Below are 21,539 nucleotides of genomic sequence, written 5' to 3'. Positions count from 1 at the left end.
GGATCAGTAGTTGGACAGCAGGGTCAGCGAGGCGGTGAGCACCACCACCACCCCCAGCGAGATCGCATAGGCCACCCACGCCGGGATGGGCCTTCCGCTCCTGGTCGAGACCTCGGCCGTGTCTCCGACCTCGGATGCGACGAGCGGCTGCTCGATCTTGTTGCGCAGCAGCAGCTTGCGCTCCTCGATGCTCTCCAGATCGTTGGCGTACCGTCCTACGAATCCGTTCTCGAGGCAAAAATAGTAGACTTCGAATACGAACGAGGGCGTGGCGGGGCTGGCCACCAGATCGGCCAGGAAGCGGTAGAAGTCCTCGCCTCCCGTGTGCCGACCCGTGTAGTCGGTCTGCAGCCGCGACCAGCTCATCTCGAGGTAGTCGGGAAGCCGCTCCATGATGCGCTCGTCGAGGTAGAGCACCAGCGCCTTGATCGCCTCGTCGCGGCCCGGCTCGGACACGAGCTCGGTCTCGAGCTTGATCACCCGTGCCCTCACGTCGCTGCGCAGCAGCTCGAGGGTGTGGAGCTCCTCGTCGGTCACGGCGCGGAGGGACGCGTCTTGCGTACGCGAGCCGTTGATGGGCGTGCAGGAGCCGTCGGCCGCCTGGGTCACGTTGGTCGCCGAGCGCCCGGGGTTCTGCCACTGAGTCTCCAGCGCCAGCGTGGACGACGGCCGCAAGGGCGCCTGCTCGGGATAGTCGCCCACCGCCGACGCCACCAGTCGATCGATGTCGTTGCGCGCGCTCAGGATCGAGCGCCAGGCCTCTCGTCGTGTCATGAGCTCGATCCCTGCTTGCGCGCGGCTCGGCGATGCCACTGCACCCGAACCGGATTGCTGCCCCACGAGTCGAGCAGCTCGCTCATCCGCCGCAGGTAGAACTCCTGGAGCGCGTGCCGATCCTCGTCCGCCTCGGCGAGCAGCACCTCGTAGACGTAGGCCACCCCGCCGCCCTCGTGGCGATCGGCCGGCTCCTCCCGCGTCCTCACGTCGAGCACGTCGGCGGCCACCACGCCATGGTGGCTGCGCTCGTCGGCGCCCAGGATCGTCATCAGCTTGATGATGTCCTGGCGGCTCAGGACGCGCTTGGATCGACGCGCCATCACCTGGAGCATCGCCGCGGCGTCGTCCTCGAGCGGGCTGCCCTCGTGGGGGCGCAGATCACCCTGCACCTTCAGCTCCACGCCCTCCACGTGGCGAGTCTGGAGCGATGCCGCGAGCTTGCCCACCGCCACGCCGTCGAACCAGGGCTGGTACCAGCGCGCGAGCACGGACACCACGCGGGGCTGGACGAAGGCATCGGGCAGGCGCAGCCGCAGCGTGGGCTCGCCGCCGTCGCCCTCGAGCTCGACCTCGTAGCTGTCGCGACCGCTGGCGATGTACGACGGCAAGATCGCCTCCGAGCCGCTCTCGAGCAGCTGCGAGACCTCGGCCACCGAGTGGAACGACGCCCGCAGCTCGGGTGACCACGAGCGAACGGGAAACGACATGCGCGTCCCGTCGGCCTTGATGGGCTCGGCGGGCTGGGAGAACAGGTTCTCGATCGGGACCACGAACAGCCGAAACATGGCCTCGTTGATCACCTGGTCCTCGGGCCAGTGCTCGTCGAGATCGAGGCACAGCCACGCCTGTCGCCAGCTCCGGTCCGGCTCGGCCAGCTCGATGTCGAGGAAGTGCTCGCTGATGGGGTGGTGGAAGAGCTCGCGGATCCGGGCCACGGCCCCCTGGGACCCGAGCACGACCGGCGGGCTCTCGCGGGCGGGCCGAGGTGCGGCGGGGTCGACGATGGCGCCGCTGCCCAGCCGAAATCGGCACGGCGCGCCCGCCTCGTTGGCGGTGGGCGCTCGATCGTACACTACCGAGATCGCTTGCAGGTGCCGCCCGAGCCGCGAGCGCAGCCGCAGCGACGCCGGGTAGTCGCCCGCGTGATCGAGGAACAGCGACAGCGGCAGCGGCTCGGGTACCTGGCGCGTGACGCCGAGCGACTGCACGCGCAGCAGGATGCGGAAGCCGCGACGGCCTCGAAGCTGTCGCTCGGCCCAGTCGAGCTGCAGCGGTCGAATGGTCAGATCGCGGGTGGTGGTGAACAGGCCGACGTGCTCGTCCTGCGTCTGCACCCGCACCGGAGTGCCGCGCGGCAGCCACACCGGGTCGGTGAGCCGCGAGCTGGGCATGGCGCGCATCATGCCGCGAGTGGGCTGCGGCACCATGAGGTCGTCGAGGTGGCCGTGCACCAGGCGATGCACCGCGCCGCGCATGGCCTCGGTCGCCGCGTGGCGGGAGCGCGCGGTGAACAGCGCCAGCGCTTCCATCAGCCGCCGCACGTCGGGATCCTCGCGCTCCACGTGCCGCGGTCCGCGGTGCCGGTCGAGCAGCAGCTCGTCGAGCGCCTGCAGCTCGGTCAGGAATCCTTGGTAGAGCTCGGGGTCCATGGGTCGATCGGGGGAGTGGCAGGAGCGGGCTACCCCGCGGTGATGAGCGATCCCTTGATGGTGGTCATGCTGCCGCCCAGCGTGGCCATGCCCGAGGACTCGGCGTTCAGCGTGGCGTCGGCGCTCACCTTCACCGTCGCCCCCGAGAGCTGGGCCTGGCTGGTGCCGCTGAGGGTGAGCGACTGGCTGCCCGCGACCTTGGCCGTCATGCCCTCCATGCTCGCCGCGCTCTGGGCCGTGAGCTCGACGTTGGACCCCGAGACCTTCACGTCGCTGGTCGCGCTCTGCACCAGGTTGGCCGAGGACTTGATGGTGGTGTCCTTGGTCGACTCGTAGGTGGCCGTGGCGTCGGCCTTGCACGAGATCGTATTGCGGGCGTTGATCACGAGGTCCTTGGTGTCGAGGGTGATCTTGTCTTGCTCGATCTTGATGTAGCTGGTCTCCGACGAGCCCACGAATTTCAGCTCCATCTGCTGCTTGCCATCCATGGTCACCGTCTGGGTGACGGTGCCGTCGTCGTTGACCACCTTGAGGGTCACCCCGCCGGTCTTGCTCTTCTCGAGCGTGCACACGAGCGTGCCGCTCTTGGGGTTGCCGTCCTGCAGCTCCTGGACCTGCACGAGCACCGTGCCCTCGCTCATGCGCACGAGCGAGGTGTCGTCGTCGTGGGTGCGCAGGATCGCGAGCACCGGGTTCTTGCCGTCGTACACGTGGCTGAGCGACGTGTTGCTGGTGGGCGAGATCCCCAGCAGGATGTGCTCGCCCTGCACGTCCATCGACAGCGCCGCCCCGTCGCGCCAGACCAGCAGGCGCTCGATGCGGCTGCTCTCGAGCTCCATGGCCAGCAGCACCCGCTCCTCGCGGTAGGACGGCACGTAGACGTTGCCCGAGCCCTGCGCGGGCTCGAACGGGGCGGTGACCTTCTGATCCTCGTAGAGCGGAACGGCAACCGTGTACTCGTCGAGCGAGGTCGTCGCGTTGCGCTTGGTCTGGTAGGTCTTCTCGCCCTCCTCGCCCTTCTCGCTGACGACCTTGCCCTCCACGTAGGCCGGGTACCAGGGGATGCGGTAGCGCGGCAGCACCACCCGGGGGTCGTCGCTCTGCTCGAGCCGCGCCTGCATCGACACCGTATAGCCGGTGTCCGTGCTCTGGTGGTCGTGGTCGAGGGGCACGGCGCGCCCGGTGGCGCATAGCTGCAGCTCGCGAACGCGCCAGGTGGGCGTGACCAGCGAGCTGCCCGTGCTCCAGCGGTTGGCCGCGGCCAGCGTCAGCCGGGTGCCCGGGACCACGTCGGCGGTGGGAAAGCGACCAAAGTGCAGCTCCGCCTCGTACTTGGGCAATCGCAGGCGCGAGCGCTGCAGCGTGACCTCGTCGTCCACGTCCTGGGAGATCGGGCTGCGCATGGGCCGGTCGTGCCGTACCCCGGTCACCGACTGATCCTGGGTGACCGTCTCGCTGCGCGGCCCATCGGCATACGAGTCGGCCACCACCACCTCGTGGCGCGGGACGGGCGGCACCACGAGCTGGGCCGTGTGCACGTCGTCGCCGAACAACGCCTGCGGCTGGCTCGAGGTGTCCTTGACCGCCGTGAGCGCGTACTGCTGCTGCCCGTAGTCGTAGCGCAGCACCCCGCCCCCTTCGTCCACGATCCACGTCACGAAGTCGTAGAAGCTGGCCTCGCGCTCGGGCGGCAGGTGCACGAACCACTGCGGCTTGCTCTTGGTGAGCGCGCTCCAGTCGTAGGTGAAGGTGATGTGCTCGCCGGTGTGCTCGTCGATGATCGCCTGCGGGGTCTTGTTCGTGTAGAGCTTGCACGGGAAGTGCTGGGTCCACAGCACGCGGGCCGGGTCGGCCAGCTCGAGGCGATAGCGCCGCACCAGGATCGGCTGATCCTTCGAGCGCCGCAGCAGCAGCTCCTCGACCGACTTGTGAGTGACGAGCCCCTTGACCGCGATCGGCTGGAGCGACTGCGAGGTCTCGGGCTGGTGGTACACGGCCGCGACCGAGACCTCGGCCGTGATCAGATCGGCGGTGAGGAACGACGCGAGCAGCTCGTCGGTGAAGCCACCGCCGCTGCTCTTGTCGTCTTGCACGCGCAGCTCCACCGTGCCGAGGAACCCGTGGCCGTCGAGCCGGAGCTCCACGTGCGGCACCTGCCCGCCCACGAACGCATGCGCGACCCCGTTGATGGTGAGCTTCACGCTCACCGCCAGGCGATCCTCGAACGTCGTGGGCTCGGCCCGCTTCACCCGCCCTCCGGCCACACGTCCACGTGGCGGGTCGAGGTGTCGATGTCGATCGCGAACGCCCGCGGCGCGCCGTCCACGAGGCCCCGCAGCGAGAATCGCACCATGCGGTAGCCATGGCGGCCCGCCAGCGCCACCTCGGGCTCCGAGAGCCGTGGCTCGAAGCGCAGCACCAGCGCCCTCAGCTCGCGCTCGAGCACGATCACCGCCTCGTGGGTGTTGGGCGCGGCTTCGTAGTCACCCAGCCCGAGGTCGGGCAGCACGCTGCCGCAGCCCTTGCGGGTGTTGAGCACGTGCTCGAGGTTCTGGGCCACCAGCTGTGGCACGGTCCGACTCGACGTCCGGGTCAGCCGGGAGAGGAACGATCGGCCCAGCGGTTCCACGGGTCATCGACTCCAGACCAGGGCGGCCTGCACCCCCTCGAGGCCGGGTCGCGCCTGGAAGCACAGTGCCTTCTCGCGCAGCGCGTGCTCCCACTCTTGCCGAGCGTCCTTGGTCTCGTGCGTGTCGTGCGTCTTGAGCTCGTAGAACGCCACGCCGTGGTCGTAGCCGAAGTCGTACGACAGGGTCTCCGACTCCGAGCGGAGCGGTCGGACCCCGGTCAGCGAGCGCTTGACGACCTCGGCGATGCGGCGAGGGCTGGCGAGCTTGACCCCCTCGAGGCTGATCGTGCCCGGCTTGACGACCAAGTAGATCCGATGCGCGCGGGCCAGCTCGTCGGGGAAGACCTTGGCCGTCATGAACAGGTGGTCGCGACGCTCGAAGTCCAGCCGCGGCGCCAGCATGCGGCTGCGGTGGACGTACTTGCCGATGCTCTCGCGCAGGCCACGGAAGCTCGGATCGAGCTGATCGTGATCGTAGGTGGTCGACCGCGACCCCGGCGTCGAGCCCTCGAGCAGCGACAGCTCGATGTAGAGGTTCCGCAGGGCCGAGAACAGCTGGTACGGATGCAGCGCCAGCCCTCGCGGCCCGCCGGGGATCCCATGGTCGGCCAGGAGCGCACGCATGCGGTGCACCGAGGCCTGGGCCAGCGGCAGCACCGAACCCTGGCCGCCGCCTCGAAAGGCCTCGTTGCGTCGCTCGTCGAGCTCCTCGGCGAGCCACACCAGCACCTTCTGGGTCTCGTCGAGCTCGTCGAGGAGGAACGGCGACACCCCCCACCCGACGCGGAGCAGGGGCGGACAGTAGCGTCCCATCTGCCAGCCAATGTCGGTTCGCTCGAGCTCCGCCAGCTTGACCGACTCTCGACCGTCGTCCTTCGTGTCCTCGAGCGAGAGCTCGGCTTCGTACCGCTCCCGCGGTACCTTGGGGCCGTCGCCATCGAAGGCGGGGCGGCCCCGATCCTCCACGGTCTGCTTGCAGACCTGAAAGAACAGCGAGACCTTGCTCGCGCCCTTGGCCGCCTCCTCGAGGTTGAGGTTGTTGACCGTTGCGTTGCCGGGCACGTCGATCATCAGGCCCGTCTTGAACACGTGGGTGAGCCGGTCGATGAAGCACGACCCGGCGGTCAGCCGCAGGTCGAGCTGCGCGACGCCGTACGAGGGCAGGCCGGACGCGATCTCGATCCTCCGGTGGAGCCGGGCCCCCATCGTCGCCTGCAACGCCGCGAACTGCTCGGGGAGCAGGACCTGCCCCATGCTCCACCGCGGAAACGCCAGCTCGTCGCTCATGGCGGTGCTCTCCAGCCCGCAGGGTGCCGAGCCCGGCCTACTTGGTGACCGTGAGGCCCCAGGACTTGACGACCTTGTCGGAGAACGACACGGCCACGGTCACGGTCTGGGCCGATGGCTGCGGCTTGATGCCGATCTGGAATGCGTAGTTCTCGGGCGACTGCACCTCGGGCGAGGCGTCGTCGGCCGCCGAGAGGTTGAGATCGCGACCGTTCTTCTCGAGGATGCCCTTGAGCGTGGCATCGTCGGTGGGCAGCAGGCACTTGAAGTACTTCTTCTCGATGGGATCGTACTCGTAGACCGAGAACGTGTACTCGCAGTCGACCTTGGTCAGATCCTTGTAGGTCAGCAGCTGCACCTGCTGCTTGTTGTAGACCGAGATCTGCCCCGTGAAGTAGTGGGCATCGGTCACCCCGAGCTCCCACATCGACCCGCTGAGCACCGCAACGACGGCGAGGTCGGTCTCGGGTGCCATGGGGTCCTTGCACGTCTGATCGGCCTTGAGCGTCACGTCGCCGATCTTGAGCGCAGTGATGAAGCCAACCGGGGTCTGGACGTCCTTCTTGTAGTTGTAGCCCTGGTAGATGTCGAGCGATTTGGAGAACGTGGCCATGGTGGTGTTCCTCTAGCGGTGAAGGGTTCGTCGACGAAGCGGGCGACGACTAGGCCGCACCCCCCAGTGCGGCCTCGAGGCGCAGCTCCACGTCCATGCCCTGGAACTGCACGTGCGGCAGCACCGACACGACGCACTTGTACCAGCCGAACGGGCCTGGCTTGGGCTCGACCGACACCGACATCGCCTTGAAGGGGTAGAAGAGCAGGGTGAGATCGTCGGGGTTGACCGCGGTGGTCACGAAGCCGATGAGCCACGACTCGAGCATCGCCTGGATGTAGGGCGCATCGGCGGACGAGCCGATGTAGTCCCGCACCATGCGCTTGACGTAGTGCGCGATGCGGGTGACCGAGAGCGTGTAGGCCAGGTTGCACACCAGGTCGGCGTTCTTGGTGTCGAGGTCGCCCTCGAACTCGAGCGCCTTCTTGACCGAGCGCGCGCTGAAGAACGTGGCGTCGGCCGTGCCCTTGCAGTGCACCAGCGGGATGAACCCGGAGTTGGCGAATTGCAGCTCGCGGTAGTCGGCGATCGCGATCTCGGTGGGCGGCTGCAGCTCCTCCTGGCCGTGGTGCACCATCATGTGCACGGGCAAGCCCTCGACCCGACCGCCGCCCTTGGGGCCCGCGATGTGCTGGCACCAGCCCGAGGCCTCGAACGAGCGGATCATGTTGCGCGCGAACAGGACCGCGGCGTTGCCCCACAAGAAGTCGCCGGAATCGCGGATCTCCTCGGTGAAGGCCACCGTCTGGCGCCTGGCGGTGCGGGCCTGGTAGGGCTCGCGCAGCATGTAGCGCGGCAGGGTCAGGCCGATGTACGCGGCCTCGTCGCTGTGGCGGAAGCGATCCCAGCGGCCGAACTGCGGCAGGGCCAGGTGCGCCTCGAGGTCGTCCTTGCGCTCGAGCTCCTCCCAGCTGCTCACCTCGAAGAACTCGGGCGAGGCTGCCGCGACGAACGGGCAGTGTGCGGCGGCGGAGATCCGCGACATGGTCTCGAGCCAGTCGATGTCTTCGTTGGAGCTGTCGAACTCGTAGAGCCCGATCATCGTGCCGATCGGCTTGCCACCGTAGCGATCGTACTCCTCCACGTAGATCCGGCGGAACAGCGCGGCATTGAGGATGTAGGCCGAGTGGTCCTGGAGATTGGCGCCGAGCTCTTCCTTGGTGACGTCGATGAAGTCGATGATCACCTCGGTCGAGGTCACCGTGCTCGCCAGCTGCTCGAGCGAGCGCCAGCTGGCCTCGAGCTCGCGGAACGTGTTGCTGCGCAGGATCTCGTGGATCCGGCCCTGCGTGCGCTCGTCGATCCTCTTCACCAGATCGTCGAGCGCCAGCATCATCTCGCGGATCGAGTCGACGCGCAGCGTCTCCTTGAGGTTGCCGTTCGAGTCCCGCTCGTACTCCTCGGTGTCCCCCTTCGTCGCCACGTCGAACAGATCCACGTTGGCCAGGAACACGGACAGCGCGTTCACGAAGCGGTCGGCCGAGGGGACGGTGGGGTCTCGATCGATGAAGCCCAGGTTGCCCGCGTCGGCGTCGGCAACTCGGACGAGGCTGTTGTTCCCCCACGTGGTGGGGTCCATCCCCGAGAGGGTGATGAGCTGATCCAGTAGATTCTTGGGCGCGTCTTCCATGGGTGGTCCCTCGATTCTTCGTCCGGGGTGGGCGTGGCCTCAGGCAGTGGCCTTCCTGGGCGGTTCGACCATGAGCAGCGGGAACATGCCCACCAGCTCGTTCTTGAGCCGCGCCACGGTGGTCAGCTGGCTCAGGCGCGCCTTGGCGTCGTACTCGGCCTGCGCGGCCGCGAGCGCGGCCTTCGCCTCGTCGAGCTCGTCTTGCGCCTCGTCGAACGCGGTCTCGGCGTTGTCGAGCTCGCCCTGGGCCTTGTCGAGCGCCGTTTGTTCCTCGTTGAGCTTGGTGCTCGCCTCGTCGACCTTCGCCTGGGCGTCGGCGCGCTCCGTCTCGGCCTCCGCCTTCGCGGTGTCGTCCGTTGCCTCGTCGACCTTCTTCTGTGCCGCCTCGAGCAGCCGCTGCTGCTCCTCGTGTGCCTTGCTGGCCTCGTCGCGCTTCACGAGCGCCGCGTCGCGGTCCGCGGTCGCCTTGGAGAGCTCTGCGTCCTTGGTCTGGAGTGCGGCCTTCTGGTCGGCGAGCGCCTTCTTGGGCCCGTCCTCGAGCTCCTGGCGCCTGGCGGCGACGTCCTCGTTGCGCTTGGCCTGCTCGTGCTTGGCCTCTGCCTCTCGGAGCTTGTCCTGCATCCGCTCGAGCTCTCGCTGCGCCTTGACCTTGCCCGCGTCGTCGGTGGCGGCGGCGAGCGCCTTCTGCCCCTCTTCGAGGACCTTGGTCGCCTCGTCCAGCTCGGCCTTCGCGGTTGCCACGTCGACGTGCGCGTTCTTCTTGGCCCGGGCGAGCTCGGAGCCGGTCTTGTCGAGCATGTCCCGGAGCATCACGGAGAGCTGCGGGTTGCTGGAGACGTAGCTGCGCAGCTCCAGCGCCAGCCGGCGCAGCAGCAGCAGGCGTCGGATCTCGGGCACGCGCTCGGCAACGTTGTCGGGATGGAAGTCGGAGACGCAGCGCAGGGGGATCGTCAGGGCCACGGGCACCTGCGACTCGAGCGGGCTCTTGAGATCGAGCGCGAGGTCTTCCTCCGAGTCGGAGAGCGTGCTCTCGGCGATCTTGAACACGAGCTTCGTGTCGATCGATCCGGTGATCCCCGCCTCGAAGTCGCTCTCGCTCGGCGGCTCGACGATGCCCTGGACGGTGAGCATGACCTCCTCACCGCCGCGCGGCAGCTTGATCTTGCGGTTCTCGAGCCTGAACTCGTACTCGCCCTCGAGCGTGACCTGCCCCTCGAAGTTGCCCAGGCCGTTGTCCTTGAGCTTGCCCGTCACCATGGCGGTGCCGGTGAGCTTGACCACGCCGGTCCTGTCGCTGCTCTCGGGCTTCTTCTTGAACACCCCCGTGACGGTGCCGTGGAGGTGACCCGAGAGCTTGACCGCGAGGTCCTTGGGCTCGATGGGCGAGGCGACCTTCATCTCCTGCATGAAGCTGTCGACCTTCATACCCGGCATCAGCGAGTGCATTGGTCGATCGCTCAGCAGGCTCCGGTTCTCGTTGGTCAGCTTGCCGAGCACCAAGAACCGCATGGGCAGCTTGGCCTTCTTCGGCACACCGTCGATCCGGGTACGGTAGGTGATGTTGAGTCGTGATCTGGGAACTGGCTTGCTCATGTCACTTTCCAGCCGTGCCGCGGGTCGGCGTCAATCCCAACACCCAATGCACGGCGGTAGTCTCGACCAGGAATTCCTCCACCTCCAAAAAAGCGACGCCGTTCGAAGATCATCACATGCTGTCACACGTGTTCATTGTAATAATCATGTTGTCACACGTATTCGTTGTAATAATCAACTCACGCTGTCACATGTGTTCGTTACAATGAACCCGTGCACCGCGGTGCGAAGTCGGCACCGCTGGAACAGGAATCGCTTCGAAAATCCACCATGCGACCGCGATTCGCGATGCATCAGCGTGACACGCTGAAATCGCGTGAAATCTGCATCGATGGAACGGAATTCCATTCGAATAATGCGAGCGGAATCGCTCGGACCAGCGCACCTCAGTCGTGGGTGAGCGACTCGGGCGCGATCTCGTGCTTGCGCCAGATCCTACCCACCGTCGCATGGCTGAGCCCCAGCCGCTGGCCCAGCGAGCGCGTGGTCCAGCGCTCCGCGTCGGGGGGCGAGGCCTCGAGGGTGAGGCGCACCACCTCGGCCACGCGGTCGTCGTCGATGATGCGCGGGCCACCGCAGCGAGGCGCATCTTGCAGCCCAGCGAGCCCCTGCGTGGCGAATCTGCGCCTCCACTTGCCCACGGTAACGTTCGTTACACCCTCGGTCCGCGCCACCTCGAGGTTGCTTCGCCCCTCGAGACAGCCCAGCACGATGCGAGCGCGCTGCGCGAGCGCCGGTTCACTCTCTCGGCTCGCCCATGAGAGCAGTCGATGCTTTTCGTCGGCCGTTGCGGTGATCTTCGCAGTAGGCCGACCTCGCTTTCCTTGCGATGTCGACATGAGATCCAAGGGACCAGATTCGTCGGGAGGATGCACCCCCCTTCGCGATGGTTTTCGCACGTGCGATCCACGCTGGTGAACGCCGTTCGCTCACGCTTCGATGCGGTCGACCTCGATCGACATGGCGAATTATCAAATGAACTCTCGTTCCAGCCACGTTCACATTCGGTCGAGAATTTTGTGGGTACGACCAACGACTGACAGCATTTCGCGACCACCGGCCTCGAGCGCCGATCGTGGGATCGAGCGAATCGAGCTCGAAGGAGACCGAGCCCTTGCGCCGAGAGTCCATTGCCGCCGCCGTCGCCCTCGCGCCGGACTCCGATCGTCCGACGGTGGATCGAGCGTGGCTCGAGGAGAGCTGGCGCGAGCCCGACGCGCTGGTCACTGCGCTTCAGCAGTGGCTGGGTGGACCCACTTCGCCAGTGTTCAAGAGCGTGCCGGGGCAAGCCTACGACCCCTACCACGACTGGGTGATACGGCACCTGCACATGGGGCGAACGGCCCTTCGCTGGTACGATCGAAATCACGAGCGCGACGGCGGCTGGTCGACGCTCTCGTATGACGAGCTCGATCGCCGCTGCGCCGCGCGGGCCACGTGGTGGGCCGCGCAGGGGGTGGTCCCCGGGGCCGTGGTGGCGGTGGTGCTGCCGTTCGGCGTGGAAGCGATCGTCTCGCTGCTCGCCGGCCTGCGGCTGGGCGCGGTGGTGTCGCTGGTCGAGACGCTCGGACCGGCTCACGTGGCCCGGCGCCTCGAGGCGCTCGCCCCCGCCCACGTGGCGAGCCAGCCCTTCCATGCACCGTGGCTGGGCGCGCTGGCCGAGCTGCTGTTGCCCGCCGACGGGCTCGTGACCTCGCTCGACGGCTCGTCGCACACGTATGCCGCCGACGAGCCGTGCGCGCTGCTGTTCTCACCGCTGCGTCCGCTCGAGGAGCAGCCGATTCCACTGCCGGCCTCGCGCGCCTACCTGGGAGCGATCCGCGACGGCACGATCACGCTGGCGCTGCGCGCGGGTGATGCCCTGGCCGCACCCGGGCTCCACCGCGAGCAGCACCAGCCCGCGCTGCTGTTCGCAGCCCTGAGCGCGGGCGCCACGTTCGTGCACGTGCCGGCCGAAGACGTGCAGCGCGATCCCAGGCTGCTCGAGGCGATCCCGCTGCGCAGCGTGGGCCTCGACACCCTCTCGTGCGAGGCGTGGCTGGAGCAGGGCACCAGCAAGCCCCACTGGCAGCACGTGTTCCACGACCCCGAGGAGCCCACCGACTGGGAGGCCTGGCGTGATCTGGTGGAACGGCTGGAGCCGCACGTCGCCATGTCCAACGTGGTGTTCGAGGCGGCGTCGGGCGGGGCGTTGCTGTCGTCGCTGCGACGCTGGGGCCGCGATCACCTGCTGACGCTGATGAACGTGGTGCCGGCGCCGGGTCAGCCGTGGATGTTGCTCGACTACACCGACACCGGCCAGCCCTCGGTGGGTGATGCGGGGCTGTTCGCGCCCCTGGCGGGCGAGCCCGGCAAGGAGGCACCCGTGCAGCCGCAGTACATCGCGCTCGCGCGGCGACGCGGCGGCGAGTACCTCTATGGCGGGACGATCGAGCCCCGACGCAGCGGGCGCGTGTACCCGACCCAGGAGGTCCTCGCGACACTGGAGGACTGCCCGTTCCTGCGGGGGGCGAGCGTCGCGGTCGTACCGGCGGGCGGACCCACCCTCGCGCAGCGCTTCGTGCTGCTGGGCTTTTGCGGGCACGAACCCGACGCTCGCTTCGAGGCGCTCGCCGAGCCACGTACGCTCGAGCTGCGGCGCATGCTGACCATGCGCCTGGGCGAGCCGAGCCTGCCCGATTGCATCGAGCTGTTTCCGCTGCTGCCCCGGCTGCGCGAGGGCGCGGTGGACCACGCCTGGTGTCGGGCCCAGTACACCAGCGGAGCGCTGTTCGCCAAGGCGCGAACGCCCGTGTTCCGCCACACCACCGAGCTGCGGCAGCTCGCCCCCACGGAGTGATCGCATGGCCCTGGCACTGAGCACTGGCGCCACCATGATGTGCAGCTTCGGGGTCGCTCCCGCGAGCCTCGTGGTGCTGCCCACCAAGACCATCATCAGCGGCACGCCCACCGCCAACAACACCGCCAACGCACCCGTCGTCAACGTGCCCACGTTCGGTGCGTGCTCGTCGCTGGCCAACCCCACCGTGGCCTCGGCCACGTCGGCGGCGCTGGGCGTGCTCACCCCCATGCCGTGCGTCCCCAACACGGTGGCGCCGTGGCTTCCCGGGCCGGTCAAGACGATCAACGGGGGCACCCCCGCGGTCGACCAGACCTGCACGCTGATGTGCAGCTGGGGCGGGGTGATCACGGTGGTCAGCCCCGGGCAATTCAAGGTCGTGGTGTCATGAGCACCCGGCTCGAGCTTCCTCCCAACCTGCTCGACACCCGCCGGCCGATGGGGCCGCCGGTGGACGGGCAGACGCGCAGCACGATCCACCAGCTCGCCCAGCTCGCCGATCGCGGCGAGTGCATCGAGGCGGCGGCGCAGGCGGTGGATCTGCTGCGCGGCGACGTCTACGACGTGCGGCTGGCGTGCGTGTACCTGATGGGCCTGTTCGCGGAGCGTGGGGTCGCGTACCTGCCCCGGCTGCTGCGCACCGTCGGGCAGCTGGTGGCCAACGACGTCACGGCTCCGCCGCTTCTGCGCAGCACGCCACGGGTCATCGACACCTCGTTGCAGTGGCTGTTCCAGGGCGTGATGACGCACATCCAATTCCACCAGCGCCAGCGCGACCAGGCCTGGCTCGAGTGGCTGCGCGAGGGTCCGCCCACGCTGCCAGCCGAGCTCGGGGACGGGGTCGAGGAGCTCGCGCGCACGATCGGTGAGGTGGTCGACCAGCCGAGCTGCGCGGGACCGCTGGCGCGAATCGGTCGCTGGGCCCGGGGCGATCTGATGCGAGCACGATCGCGAGCCGCCGAGAAGGACGCCGCAGCCCGAGCGCTGGCCGAGGCTGCTCCTCCACCCGCCAGGGAGCCCGAGCCCGAACCCGAACCCGAACCCGATGAACCCGAGCCCTTCGGTGATGCGGTCGAGTTCGACGAGCTCGATGAGCCCGAGCCCTGGCCCGCTCGCCACGGGCGCGGTGTGGCCGGCCTACCCGAGCCCTGGCCCGCTCGCCACGAGCTCGATGCTCCCGAGTCCGCCGCGCTGAGCTCGTTGCGCCGCAAGCTCCACGGCTTCGAGCGCTTGGTGGAGCGGGGTCGCTTCGCGAGGGCTGCGATCGTCGCTCAGGACGTGCAGCGCATCATCGAGCGCTTCGATCCGGTGGAGTTCTTGCCCGCGCTGTTCGCCGGCTACTTCCGCGTGCTGAGCGAGCGCCGCGACGATCTGCGACCCCACCTCGACCGCGCCGACGACACGCCGTGGCAGGCGCTCTCGCGCTTCTACCAGGCCGATCTCGAGGGCTTCCTCGACGACTAGCCCGCGCCATGGATCTCCCCGCCACCTTCGCGCCTCGCAAGCTTCGAACCCTCTCCGAGGTCGAGGAGCGGATCGTGGCCCGTGCTCGAGAGTTCGAGCTGTCGGCGCTGCTCGATCTGCTGGCATCCATCGGCTACGACGCCTCCGAGATCGAGCTTCGTGGGCACCTGAGCGCCTCGCCTCGGCCCACCATGGTCGAGCAGGTCGAGCTCTTCGGGCCTCCGCCGCGCGACCGGCCAGGGCATGCCCACCGAGCGAAGGGTCCCGTCGATCCAAGGGTGGTCATCACCGTCAACCTGGGCCTTCTGAGCTGTCGCTCGCCGCTGCCGTCGTACCTGCTGCGGCTGTGCCAGGAGCTGCCGACCCGTGACCCCGTGATCGAGCTGCTGCAGCTGCTCGATCGCTCGCTGCTGCATGCACGCTTGACCTCCGATCGGCCCGACCGCACGCGACCCGGCTGGGCCGACGTGCGTCGCGACTTCCTGAGGATCCACGAGCTCGACTCTCCTCACGGCCTGCACTGGCTGTTTCGCCACGTGTTCCCCGAGCTCGGGGTCCACGTGCGCCGCATCACCGACGACTACCGGGTCCCCTTCGATCCCGCCCGGCTGAACCACTCCAAGCTGGGGCGCTGTGCGTTCGGCAATACCTCGCGCATCGCCGTCCACGATCTCGAGGTGACGCTGGTGAGCGCCGAGTCGAAGCTCGGGCGCGACCCCTGGCCGCACATCGCCGATCGTCGGATCCGACGCTTCGTGCTCCCGCTGCTCGACGACGTGTGCATGAACCTCACCGTCGTGTTCCTGGTGCTCGATCGCACCTCTCACGCACGGCTCGCTCCCCCGGCGACCTACGTGGGCTACGACCCCATGTGGGACGGGCGCGGAGCAGCGCCCCTGCCGCCCGCGCGCATCGTGCTGTACCGCGGCGCACTACCGCACACCGAGCCCACCACCGACGAGCTCGAGCAAGCGCTCCGCCTCGACCTGGCGATCGGAGCGAGGAAGGCCCAGCGGATCGAGTCGGTGCTCGGGACCGTGATGAGAGCGGAGCTCACGTTCGAGCCCGACGCGGGACACACCTTCGACTACGACGTGGAGGTGCGCTGGGGCGCCCGTGCCTGGTACGTCGACGAGCCGTTCGAGATCACGGTGACCTACCACGGGATGCCCAAGGCCGACGCCGACCGTCTGCATCATCCCAACCTGTGGCAGTGGCTGCGCGAACAAGCGCGCTCCTACCTCGCGGACTTGGTCGCCATCGAGACCACTCTGAACGAGCACGACGAGCGTGTCGGGGTCGAGCTGATCGAGCGCTTGATCTCGCACGGAGACGCGGAGAGGCTGTATGCGCTGTCGTTGTCCAAGCTCACGCCGCAGGAGCGATGGACCGACGACGCCTGGTCCACGTTCCTGGCGTGGACCAGGGGCGAAGCCGAGACCAAGCCTCCCATTGGTTCGATCGCCACATCGATGTGAGCTCGCGCGCGGGCTGGCCAAGTCCTGGAAATGGCGGGTGTTTGCACTTGATCGGGCCTGCGCCCTGGCGTAGTGCACCTTCATGCTGCCCCATCGCCGTCGTCGCGGCTCACCCGCCCTCCTGCCCGCGGCGATCGCTTCGCTGCTCGTCCCCTCGCTCGCTCCCGCCGTGGCCACCGCCGCCCCGCTTCGCGACCCGCTCGACGTACAGGGGCTCGAGCTCTCCGACGGACGCATCATGGACCCGCCCGCGACGCCGGTATGGGGTCGCGCGTCGGGCCTCGACCCGCGGCTGACGGTGCCCGGCCTGGTGCGCATGCGCGACGAGGTCGGGCCGATCTGGGTGGCGTGGAGCCCCGAGCGCGGCGCCGCCAGCGGGATCATCACCACGGGGATCGAGGCCCCGGGCGCGGTGGCGTCGCCGGCCCGCGCCGAGGCGCTGGCGCTGCTCTGGCTCTCGCGGCACCTGTCGGTGCTCGCCCCGGGCAGCACGATCGCCGACTTCACCGTGGTCACCAACCACCTCGGCTCGGGCATCCGCACCGTGGGCCTGTTGCAGCTCCACCACGGCGTGCCCGTGCTCGGCGGGCAGCTCAGCGTGCGGTTCAAGGGCGATCGCCTGGTCTATGTGTCGTCGCAGGCTCTCCCCGACGTGAGCGCCTCGCTGCCCACCGGCCCCGGGCTCGATCCCTCGCTTGCGATCGACCTGGCGCGAGGCTTCATCGCGCGAGACTATTCTTCGCCTTCGCCTTCGTCGTCTTCGGCCCTCACCGCCACGGGCCCGCAAGGGCCGTTCGTGCTGCCGATCTGGACCGGCACCCACTGGACCTACCACGCGGTGGTGCGCGTGGTGGTGCGCTCGGTCGAGCCGCTGGGGGAGTGGGACGTGTATCTCGACGCGCACACGGGCGACCCGGTGGCCCGCGAGCAGCGAATGCACTCGGCGGTGACCGTGCGCTTCGACGTGCCGCAGCGCCACCCCGGCGTCCCCCGCATCGACGTCGATGCGCCGCTGCTCGACGTGATCCAAAACGGCATGGGCGCCACCACCAACGCGGCCGGGCAGGTGACCCTGACCGCCAACCCCACCACCCTGCAGACCTCGGTGGAGGGCCCGCTGGTGTCGATCGACGACCATGCGCAGGGCGAGGCCTCCGCCAACTTCCCCGTCAGCGATGGTGACACGGTCACCTGGAGCATGGCCGGCAACGAGTACGTCGACGCGGAACTCAGCGGGTTCATCCACGGCAGCCTGGTCAAGGAGTACGTGCGGGCGCTCGACCCCACGCTTTCCTGGCTCGATCAGAACCTCGACGTCAACGTCAACCTCAACGGCTCGTGCAACGCTTCGTCCAACGGCGACGCGATCTTCTTCCTGCGCGCCAACGGGAGCTGCCAGAACACGGCGCGCCTGGCCGACGTGGTCTACCACGAGGTGGGCCACTCGGTGCACCACCAGTCGGTGCTCGAGGGCGTGGGCGCGTTCGAGTCGGCCCTCAGCGAGGGCGTCAGCGACTACCTCGCGGCCACCATCGTCGACGACTCGGGCATGGGCCGCGGGTTCTTCCACTCCAACGATCCGCTGCGCGAGCTGAACCCGGTGGGCACCGAGTGGCACTGGCCCGAGGACACCGGCGAGGCGCACCACGAGGGGCAGATCATCGGCGGCACCCTGTGGGACCTGCGGACCGCCCTGCAGGCCAAGCTGGGGGGGCCGGCCGGCGTCCAGCACACCGACATGATCTACTACGAGGCCACGCGCCGCGCGGTCGACATCCCCTCGATGTATCCCGAGGCGCTGGTCTACGACGACGACGACGGCAACCTCGCCAACGGCACGCCCAACGGCTGCGAGATCAACGAGGCGTTCGAGCTGCACGGCCTGCTCGATCCCACGGCGCTCGGCGACGGGGCCGTCGATCTGGTGCCGGTGCCGGAGGGGCGGCAGGCGGTGCTGTCGCTGGCGCTGCCCGTGTTCCCCGGCTGCCCGGTGGAGCTGAGCTCGGCCGAGCTGCGCTGGCGATTGCGCGGGGACCCCGGCAGCCTCGTCACCGAGGCGATGACGCAGCAGGGCGGCTCGTGGGTGGCCACCATTCCCACCCAGGACACGGGCGTGGTGGTCCAGTACCAGGTGGTGCTGACCTACTCCAACGGCCAGGAGGCGATCTTCCCCAACAACCCGGCCGATGAGTGGTACCAGACGTTCTTTGGCGCGGTGGTGCCGATCTACTGCCTCGACGACATGGCCGATCTGGGCCAGTGGAGCTCGGGCGGGCCCGGCAACGTGTGGAGCGTGGGGCCGCTGCAGCCCAGCGATGTGGGGGTCGATCCCAGCGAGCCCTACGACGCCGACGACGTGCTGATCGAGCAGGAGGACGAGTACCCCAACAACGGCAACTCGTGGGTGACCGGGCCGATGATCGACATCAGCGGGCGGGAGGACGTGCGCCTGCACTACCGGCGCTGGCTGACGGTGGAGGACGGCTACTACGACCAGGCCAGCCTCGCGGTCAACGGTCAGACGCAGTGGAGCAACATGGACACTCCGCAGGCCACCACGCACCACATCGATCGGGAGTGGCGCTTCCACGACGTTCCGCTGAACGACTTCCTCGACGATGGAGAGGTGGAGCTGACGTTCCGGCTGCAGAGCGACCAGGGGCTGGAGTTCGGCGGATGGACGATCGATGCCCTGTGCGTGGTGGAGGTGGTCGAGGCCGTGTGTGGCGACGGTCAGGTCACCGGTGACGAGGAGTGCGACGACGGCAACCTCGAGGATGGCGACGGCTGCGATGCCACGTGCGTGCTCGAGCCCGAGCCCGGAACGACCGGTGGCGAGAGCTCGACCGGCGGCGAGCCCCCGGACGACGACACCAGCGACGGCGGCGTGGTCGACGAGACCGGCGGCGGCGTGACCGGAGGGCTCGGCACCACCACCGATGTCGACGAGGGCAGCACGGGCGACGAGCCCGAGCCGGGTTCGACCGATCCCGGCGGCTGCGGCTGCACCACCGGCAACGAGCCCGGGGCACCGCTGCACGCGGCGGGGCTGGTGCTGCTGGTCGCCGGATGGCGACGACGGCGGCGGGCGTAGCTCGCCGGATGGCGACGGCGGCGGCGGCGGGCGTAGCTCGCGGCCGCCTACCGGCGCCCTCGCTTGAGGCGCTGGACCCCCCGCGCCAGCTTGGCGAACGAGCGGTCGCGTCGGCGCTGCTCGTGGCGTTGGACGCCGGTGAGCTGCAGCTCGTGGCGCAGCGACACGAACGCGGCCAGCCGCGCGGGATCGAGGGTGCCCGCGTCGACCGCCTCGAGCACGGCACAGCCCGGCTCGTGCTCGTGGGCACAGTTGGCGAAGCGACAGTGCGCCGCGAGGGCCTCCACGTCGGCAAAGGTCTCTTCGAGCGCGTCCTCGTCGGCCCAGGGCGCGAGCTCCCGCAGACCCGGGGTGTCGATCACCACGCCGCCCTGGGGCAGCACGAACAGCTCGCGGTGCGAGGTGGTGTGCTGCCCCAGGCCATCGCTCTGCCGCACGGCACCGGTGAGCATGAGGTCCTGCCCCATGAGGTGATTGAGCAGGGTGGACTTGCCCACGCCCGACGAGCCCACCAACACCGCCGTGCGCCCCGGCGCGAGGTGGGCCCGCGGGGCGTTCGGGCCGATCCCCGCGAGCACGTCGATCGCATGCACGTCCACCCCCGGGGCCACGGCGCGGGCCCGGGCGAGCAGCGGCGCCGGATCGTCGCACGGCCCGGCCTTGGTCAACAGGATCACCGGACGCGCACCTCCGTCGTGCACGACGGTGAGGTAGCGCTCCAGGCGACGCTCGCTGAAGTCGGCGTCGAGCGACGACACCACGAACACCACGTCGACGTTGGCGGCCAGGAGTTGTCGGCGCACGCGGCGGCCAGCCGCACGTCGGGCCAGCACGGTCTGGCGCGGCAGCACGTGCTCGACCCGCGCCGAGTCGGCCGCCGCCAGGCTGACCCAGTCGCCCACCACGGCCACGCCCTCGCCCCTCCGAAGGCGCGAGGGGAAGTCCACGAAGCGCTCGCCGAAGGCGGTCGAGGCGAGGGCCCGCTTGCCCTCGATGCGAACGAGGCGAGCGGGGATGGAGGAAGGAGAAGCCACGGCCTCGAAGGCCGCGGCAAGCGAGGGGGTCCACCCCAGGATTTCGAGCTGCATGACGAGTGCGGATTCGGCTGAGAGCAACGAACACGAGCCAACGCGGTCCGCCGTGCGACGCGCCAGTCGAGAAGGACGGTCGTTTCACCACGCGCTCACCGGCACCCCAACCAGGGTTGGACGGGGCCAAGGCGACGCGCGGACTCTCAGGCGACCGTAGTCATGCCGGGCCAGCATGAGCCCAGAACCGACCCGGCGCAAGCGCGATGAGCCGCCCCCCTTCGGCCGGGATCGCGGCCGACGACCGACCGCTGCCGCTTGGAGGCTGCGGCTGCTACCGTGAGCACCGATGCGCCTGCGGGTGGGCACCAGCGGCTACGCCTACGACGAGTGGGACGGCGGGTTCTACCCCGCGGGTCTGTCCAACGACGAGCGCCTCTCGTTCTACGCCGAGCGCTTCGGCACGGTGGAGATCAACAACACCTTCTACCGCATGCCCAAGCGGGCGGTGCTGCGGCGCTGGGCCGAGGCGGTGCCCGACGGCTTCGACTTCGTGATCAAGGCCTCGCGACGCATCACCCACGAGGCTCGCCTCAAGAACGCCGACGAGGGGGTGGCGATCTTGCTGCGGCAGCTCGAGGCGCTGGGGGACAAGCGCGGGCCGATCCTGTTCCAGACTCCGCCGTTCCTGCCCAGGGACGTGGAGCGGCTGCGGACGTTCGTGGGGCTGCTGCCCGCGGGAGTGCGGGCGGCGTTCGAGCTGCGGCACCGCGGATGGGACGATCCTCTGGTGCACGAGGTGCTCGCGGACGCCGGGCATGCATGGTGCGTGGCCGAGCTCGAAGGCGACGCGGCCAAGCACGGTGAGGACGCGGGCCCCCCGGCGAGCGATGCAGACCCGTCGAGTCCCGCGACGGACCCCGAGCGCATGCCTCCGCTCGTACGCACGGCCCCTTGGGGCTACGTGCGCCTGCACGATTCCACCTACGACGACCAACGTCTGCGCCGGTGGGCGGAGCGCATCCGCGACACCTGGGACGAGGCGTGGGTGTTCTTCTCGCACGAGCAGACCGCCCCCACCCTGGTGCAGCGGATGATCGCGATCGCCCGCACCCTCCCGGGCATCGAGCTGCCAGGAGCGTGGTCGTCATGACCTCGCAGCTCAAGATCCACGTGTTCCGCAAGGACGACCAGTGGGAGACCCTCGACACCTACTGGAGCAGCCCGCTGTCGTTCTGGTCGCAGAAGAGCCTGCGCATCGAGCCACCGGTGCCGCTGCGGGTGACCGTGCTGGGCGCGGTGATCACCGAGTCGGAGCAGGGGTGGATCAACTACGGGGGCGTCAGCGCGATGTTCGTGCAGGTGGTGCAGGCGCGTGGGATCGCCGGCCAGCGGGTGCGGGCGGAGATCCACGACGAAGCCGTCAGTGAGGAAGACCTGGGATAGCCGCGCTCGTAG

At 69.0% G+C, this 21,539-nt stretch carries 17 protein-coding genes; 7 read left to right on the top strand and 10 right to left on the bottom strand.

Annotated elements, in window-relative coordinates; all coding sequences use genetic code 11:
• Nucleotides 1-3 precede the first annotated feature (3 nt).
• From OEB96_RS26110 to OEB96_RS26070, 9 genes are all read right to left on the bottom strand, one after another.
• Nucleotides 4-774, bottom strand: a complete 771-nt coding sequence (locus tag OEB96_RS26110; protein ID WP_266219455.1) for a DotU family type IV/VI secretion system protein — start codon at nucleotides 772-774, stop codon at nucleotides 4-6.
• Entirely contained in the window at nucleotides 771-2,426 is a 1,656-nt protein-coding gene (locus OEB96_RS26105; protein WP_266219454.1) for a type VI secretion system baseplate subunit TssF, read from the bottom strand. Before OEB96_RS26105 ends, OEB96_RS26110 begins: the two co-directional genes overlap by 4 nt.
• Nucleotides 2,427-2,455: 29 nt before the next feature.
• Entirely contained in the window at nucleotides 2,456-4,675 is a 2,220-nt protein-coding gene (locus OEB96_RS26100; protein WP_266219453.1) for a hypothetical protein, read from the bottom strand.
• Nucleotides 4,672-5,055: a type VI secretion system baseplate subunit TssE gene (gene tssE / locus OEB96_RS26095; protein WP_266219452.1), complete on the bottom strand. Its 384-nt coding sequence runs from the start codon at nucleotides 5,053-5,055 to the stop codon at nucleotides 4,672-4,674. Before tssE ends, OEB96_RS26100 begins: the two co-directional genes overlap by 4 nt.
• Before the next feature lie 3 nt (nucleotides 5,056-5,058).
• Nucleotides 5,059-6,342 (bottom strand): type VI secretion system baseplate subunit TssK, encoded by a 1,284-nt coding sequence (gene tssK, locus OEB96_RS26090; protein WP_266219451.1) that lies wholly within the window; start codon nucleotides 6,340-6,342, stop codon nucleotides 5,059-5,061.
• A gap of 37 nt (nucleotides 6,343-6,379) precedes the next feature.
• Complete coding sequence (locus tag OEB96_RS26085) at nucleotides 6,380-6,955, bottom strand: hypothetical protein (protein ID WP_266219450.1); 576 nt, start codon at nucleotides 6,953-6,955, stop codon at nucleotides 6,380-6,382.
• A gap of 49 nt (nucleotides 6,956-7,004) precedes the next feature.
• The gene (tssC, locus tag OEB96_RS26080) at nucleotides 7,005-8,585 is read right to left on the bottom strand and encodes a type VI secretion system contractile sheath large subunit (protein WP_266219449.1); all 1,581 of its coding nucleotides are present in this window, start codon (nucleotides 8,583-8,585) and stop codon (nucleotides 7,005-7,007) included.
• Nucleotides 8,586-8,624: 39 nt separating this feature from the next.
• Nucleotides 8,625-10,178, bottom strand: a complete 1,554-nt coding sequence (locus OEB96_RS26075; protein ID WP_266219448.1) for a type VI secretion system contractile sheath small subunit — start codon at nucleotides 10,176-10,178, stop codon at nucleotides 8,625-8,627.
• 386 nt (nucleotides 10,179-10,564) lie between these two features.
• Complete coding sequence (locus OEB96_RS26070) at nucleotides 10,565-11,017, bottom strand: helix-turn-helix domain-containing protein (protein WP_407674680.1); 453 nt, start codon at nucleotides 11,015-11,017, stop codon at nucleotides 10,565-10,567.
• 335 nt (nucleotides 11,018-11,352) lie between these two features.
• Here OEB96_RS26070 and OEB96_RS26065 point away from each other — a divergent pair, with 335 nt between their 5' ends.
• From OEB96_RS26065 to OEB96_RS26045, 5 genes are all read left to right on the top strand, one after another.
• Complete coding sequence (locus OEB96_RS26065; protein WP_266219447.1) at nucleotides 11,353-13,017, top strand: AMP-binding protein; 1,665 nt, start codon at nucleotides 11,353-11,355, stop codon at nucleotides 13,015-13,017.
• Nucleotides 13,018-13,021: 4 nt separating this feature from the next.
• Nucleotides 13,022-13,408, top strand: coding sequence for a DUF4280 domain-containing protein (locus OEB96_RS26060; protein WP_266219446.1), 387 nt, complete (start codon nucleotides 13,022-13,024; stop codon nucleotides 13,406-13,408).
• A complete protein-coding gene (locus tag OEB96_RS26055) occupies nucleotides 13,405-14,481 on the top strand; it encodes a type VI secretion system protein IglI family protein (protein ID WP_266219445.1) in 1,077 nt (358 codons plus the stop codon). Before OEB96_RS26060 ends, OEB96_RS26055 begins: the two co-directional genes overlap by 4 nt.
• 8 nt (nucleotides 14,482-14,489) lie before the next feature.
• Complete coding sequence (locus OEB96_RS26050) at nucleotides 14,490-15,959, top strand: hypothetical protein (protein ID WP_266219444.1); 1,470 nt, start codon at nucleotides 14,490-14,492, stop codon at nucleotides 15,957-15,959.
• An 82-nt stretch (nucleotides 15,960-16,041) separates the two neighbouring features.
• Nucleotides 16,042-19,053 carry a DUF4215 domain-containing protein gene (locus tag OEB96_RS26045; RefSeq protein WP_266219443.1) on the top strand — a complete coding sequence of 1,004 codons (3,012 nt, stop codon included), beginning with the start codon at nucleotides 16,042-16,044 and terminating at the stop codon, nucleotides 19,051-19,053.
• Nucleotides 19,054-19,100: 47 nt separating this feature from the next.
• Here OEB96_RS26045 and rsgA read toward each other — a convergent pair whose 3' ends face one another.
• A complete protein-coding gene (rsgA, locus tag OEB96_RS26040; RefSeq protein ID WP_266219442.1) occupies nucleotides 19,101-20,141 on the bottom strand; it encodes a ribosome small subunit-dependent GTPase A in 1,041 nt (346 codons plus the stop codon).
• 289 nt (nucleotides 20,142-20,430) lie between these two features.
• Between rsgA and OEB96_RS26035 the strand changes: the two genes are divergently transcribed.
• Nucleotides 20,431-21,234, top strand: coding sequence for a DUF72 domain-containing protein (locus tag OEB96_RS26035; RefSeq protein WP_266219441.1), 804 nt, complete (start codon nucleotides 20,431-20,433; stop codon nucleotides 21,232-21,234).
• Entirely contained in the window at nucleotides 21,231-21,527 is a 297-nt protein-coding gene (locus tag OEB96_RS26030; protein ID WP_266219440.1) for a hypothetical protein, read from the top strand. The genes OEB96_RS26035 and OEB96_RS26030 overlap by 4 nt, the downstream gene beginning before the upstream one ends.
• Nucleotides 21,528-21,539: the final 12 nt, after the last annotated feature.

The sequence above is a fragment of the Paraliomyxa miuraensis genome (assembly GCF_026337845.1).
GTDB lineage: Bacteria > Myxococcota_A > Polyangia > Nannocystales > Nannocystaceae > Paraliomyxa > Paraliomyxa miuraensis.
The sequence above is the reverse complement of the archived record's forward strand: the minus strand, read 5'-3'. Positions and strand labels throughout refer to the sequence as shown.

What these genes read in the sequence shown, in the direction of transcription:
- OEB96_RS26110 (WP_266219455.1), bottom strand. Translation starts at nt 774, where the DNA reads ATGACACGACGAGAGGCCTGGCGCTCGATCCTGAGCGCGCGCAACGAC.
- OEB96_RS26105 (WP_266219454.1), bottom strand. Translation starts at nt 2,426, where the DNA reads ATGGACCCCGAGCTCTACCAAGGATTCCTGACCGAGCTGCAGGCGCTC.
- tssK (WP_266219451.1), bottom strand. Translation starts at nt 6,342, where the DNA reads ATGAGCGACGAGCTGGCGTTTCCGCGGTGGAGCATGGGGCAGGTCCTG.
- OEB96_RS26085 (WP_266219450.1), bottom strand. Translation starts at nt 6,955, where the DNA reads ATGGCCACGTTCTCCAAATCGCTCGACATCTACCAGGGCTACAACTAC.
- tssC (WP_266219449.1), bottom strand. Translation starts at nt 8,585, where the DNA reads ATGGAAGACGCGCCCAAGAATCTACTGGATCAGCTCATCACCCTCTCG.
- OEB96_RS26075 (WP_266219448.1), bottom strand. Translation starts at nt 10,178, where the DNA reads ATGAGCAAGCCAGTTCCCAGATCACGACTCAACATCACCTACCGTACC.
- OEB96_RS26070 (WP_407674680.1), bottom strand. Translation starts at nt 11,017, where the DNA reads ATGTCGACATCGCAAGGAAAGCGAGGTCGGCCTACTGCGAAGATCACC.
- OEB96_RS26060 (WP_266219446.1), top strand. Translation starts at nt 13,022, where the DNA reads ATGGCCCTGGCACTGAGCACTGGCGCCACCATGATGTGCAGCTTCGGG.
- OEB96_RS26055 (WP_266219445.1), top strand. Translation starts at nt 13,405, where the DNA reads ATGAGCACCCGGCTCGAGCTTCCTCCCAACCTGCTCGACACCCGCCGG.
- OEB96_RS26050 (WP_266219444.1), top strand. Translation starts at nt 14,490, where the DNA reads ATGGATCTCCCCGCCACCTTCGCGCCTCGCAAGCTTCGAACCCTCTCC.
- OEB96_RS26045 (WP_266219443.1), top strand. Translation starts at nt 16,042, where the DNA reads ATGCTGCCCCATCGCCGTCGTCGCGGCTCACCCGCCCTCCTGCCCGCG.
- rsgA (WP_266219442.1), bottom strand. Translation starts at nt 20,141, where the DNA reads ATGCAGCTCGAAATCCTGGGGTGGACCCCCTCGCTTGCCGCGGCCTTC.
- OEB96_RS26035 (WP_266219441.1), top strand. Translation starts at nt 20,431, where the DNA reads ATGCGCCTGCGGGTGGGCACCAGCGGCTACGCCTACGACGAGTGGGAC.
- OEB96_RS26030 (WP_266219440.1), top strand. Translation starts at nt 21,231, where the DNA reads ATGACCTCGCAGCTCAAGATCCACGTGTTCCGCAAGGACGACCAGTGG.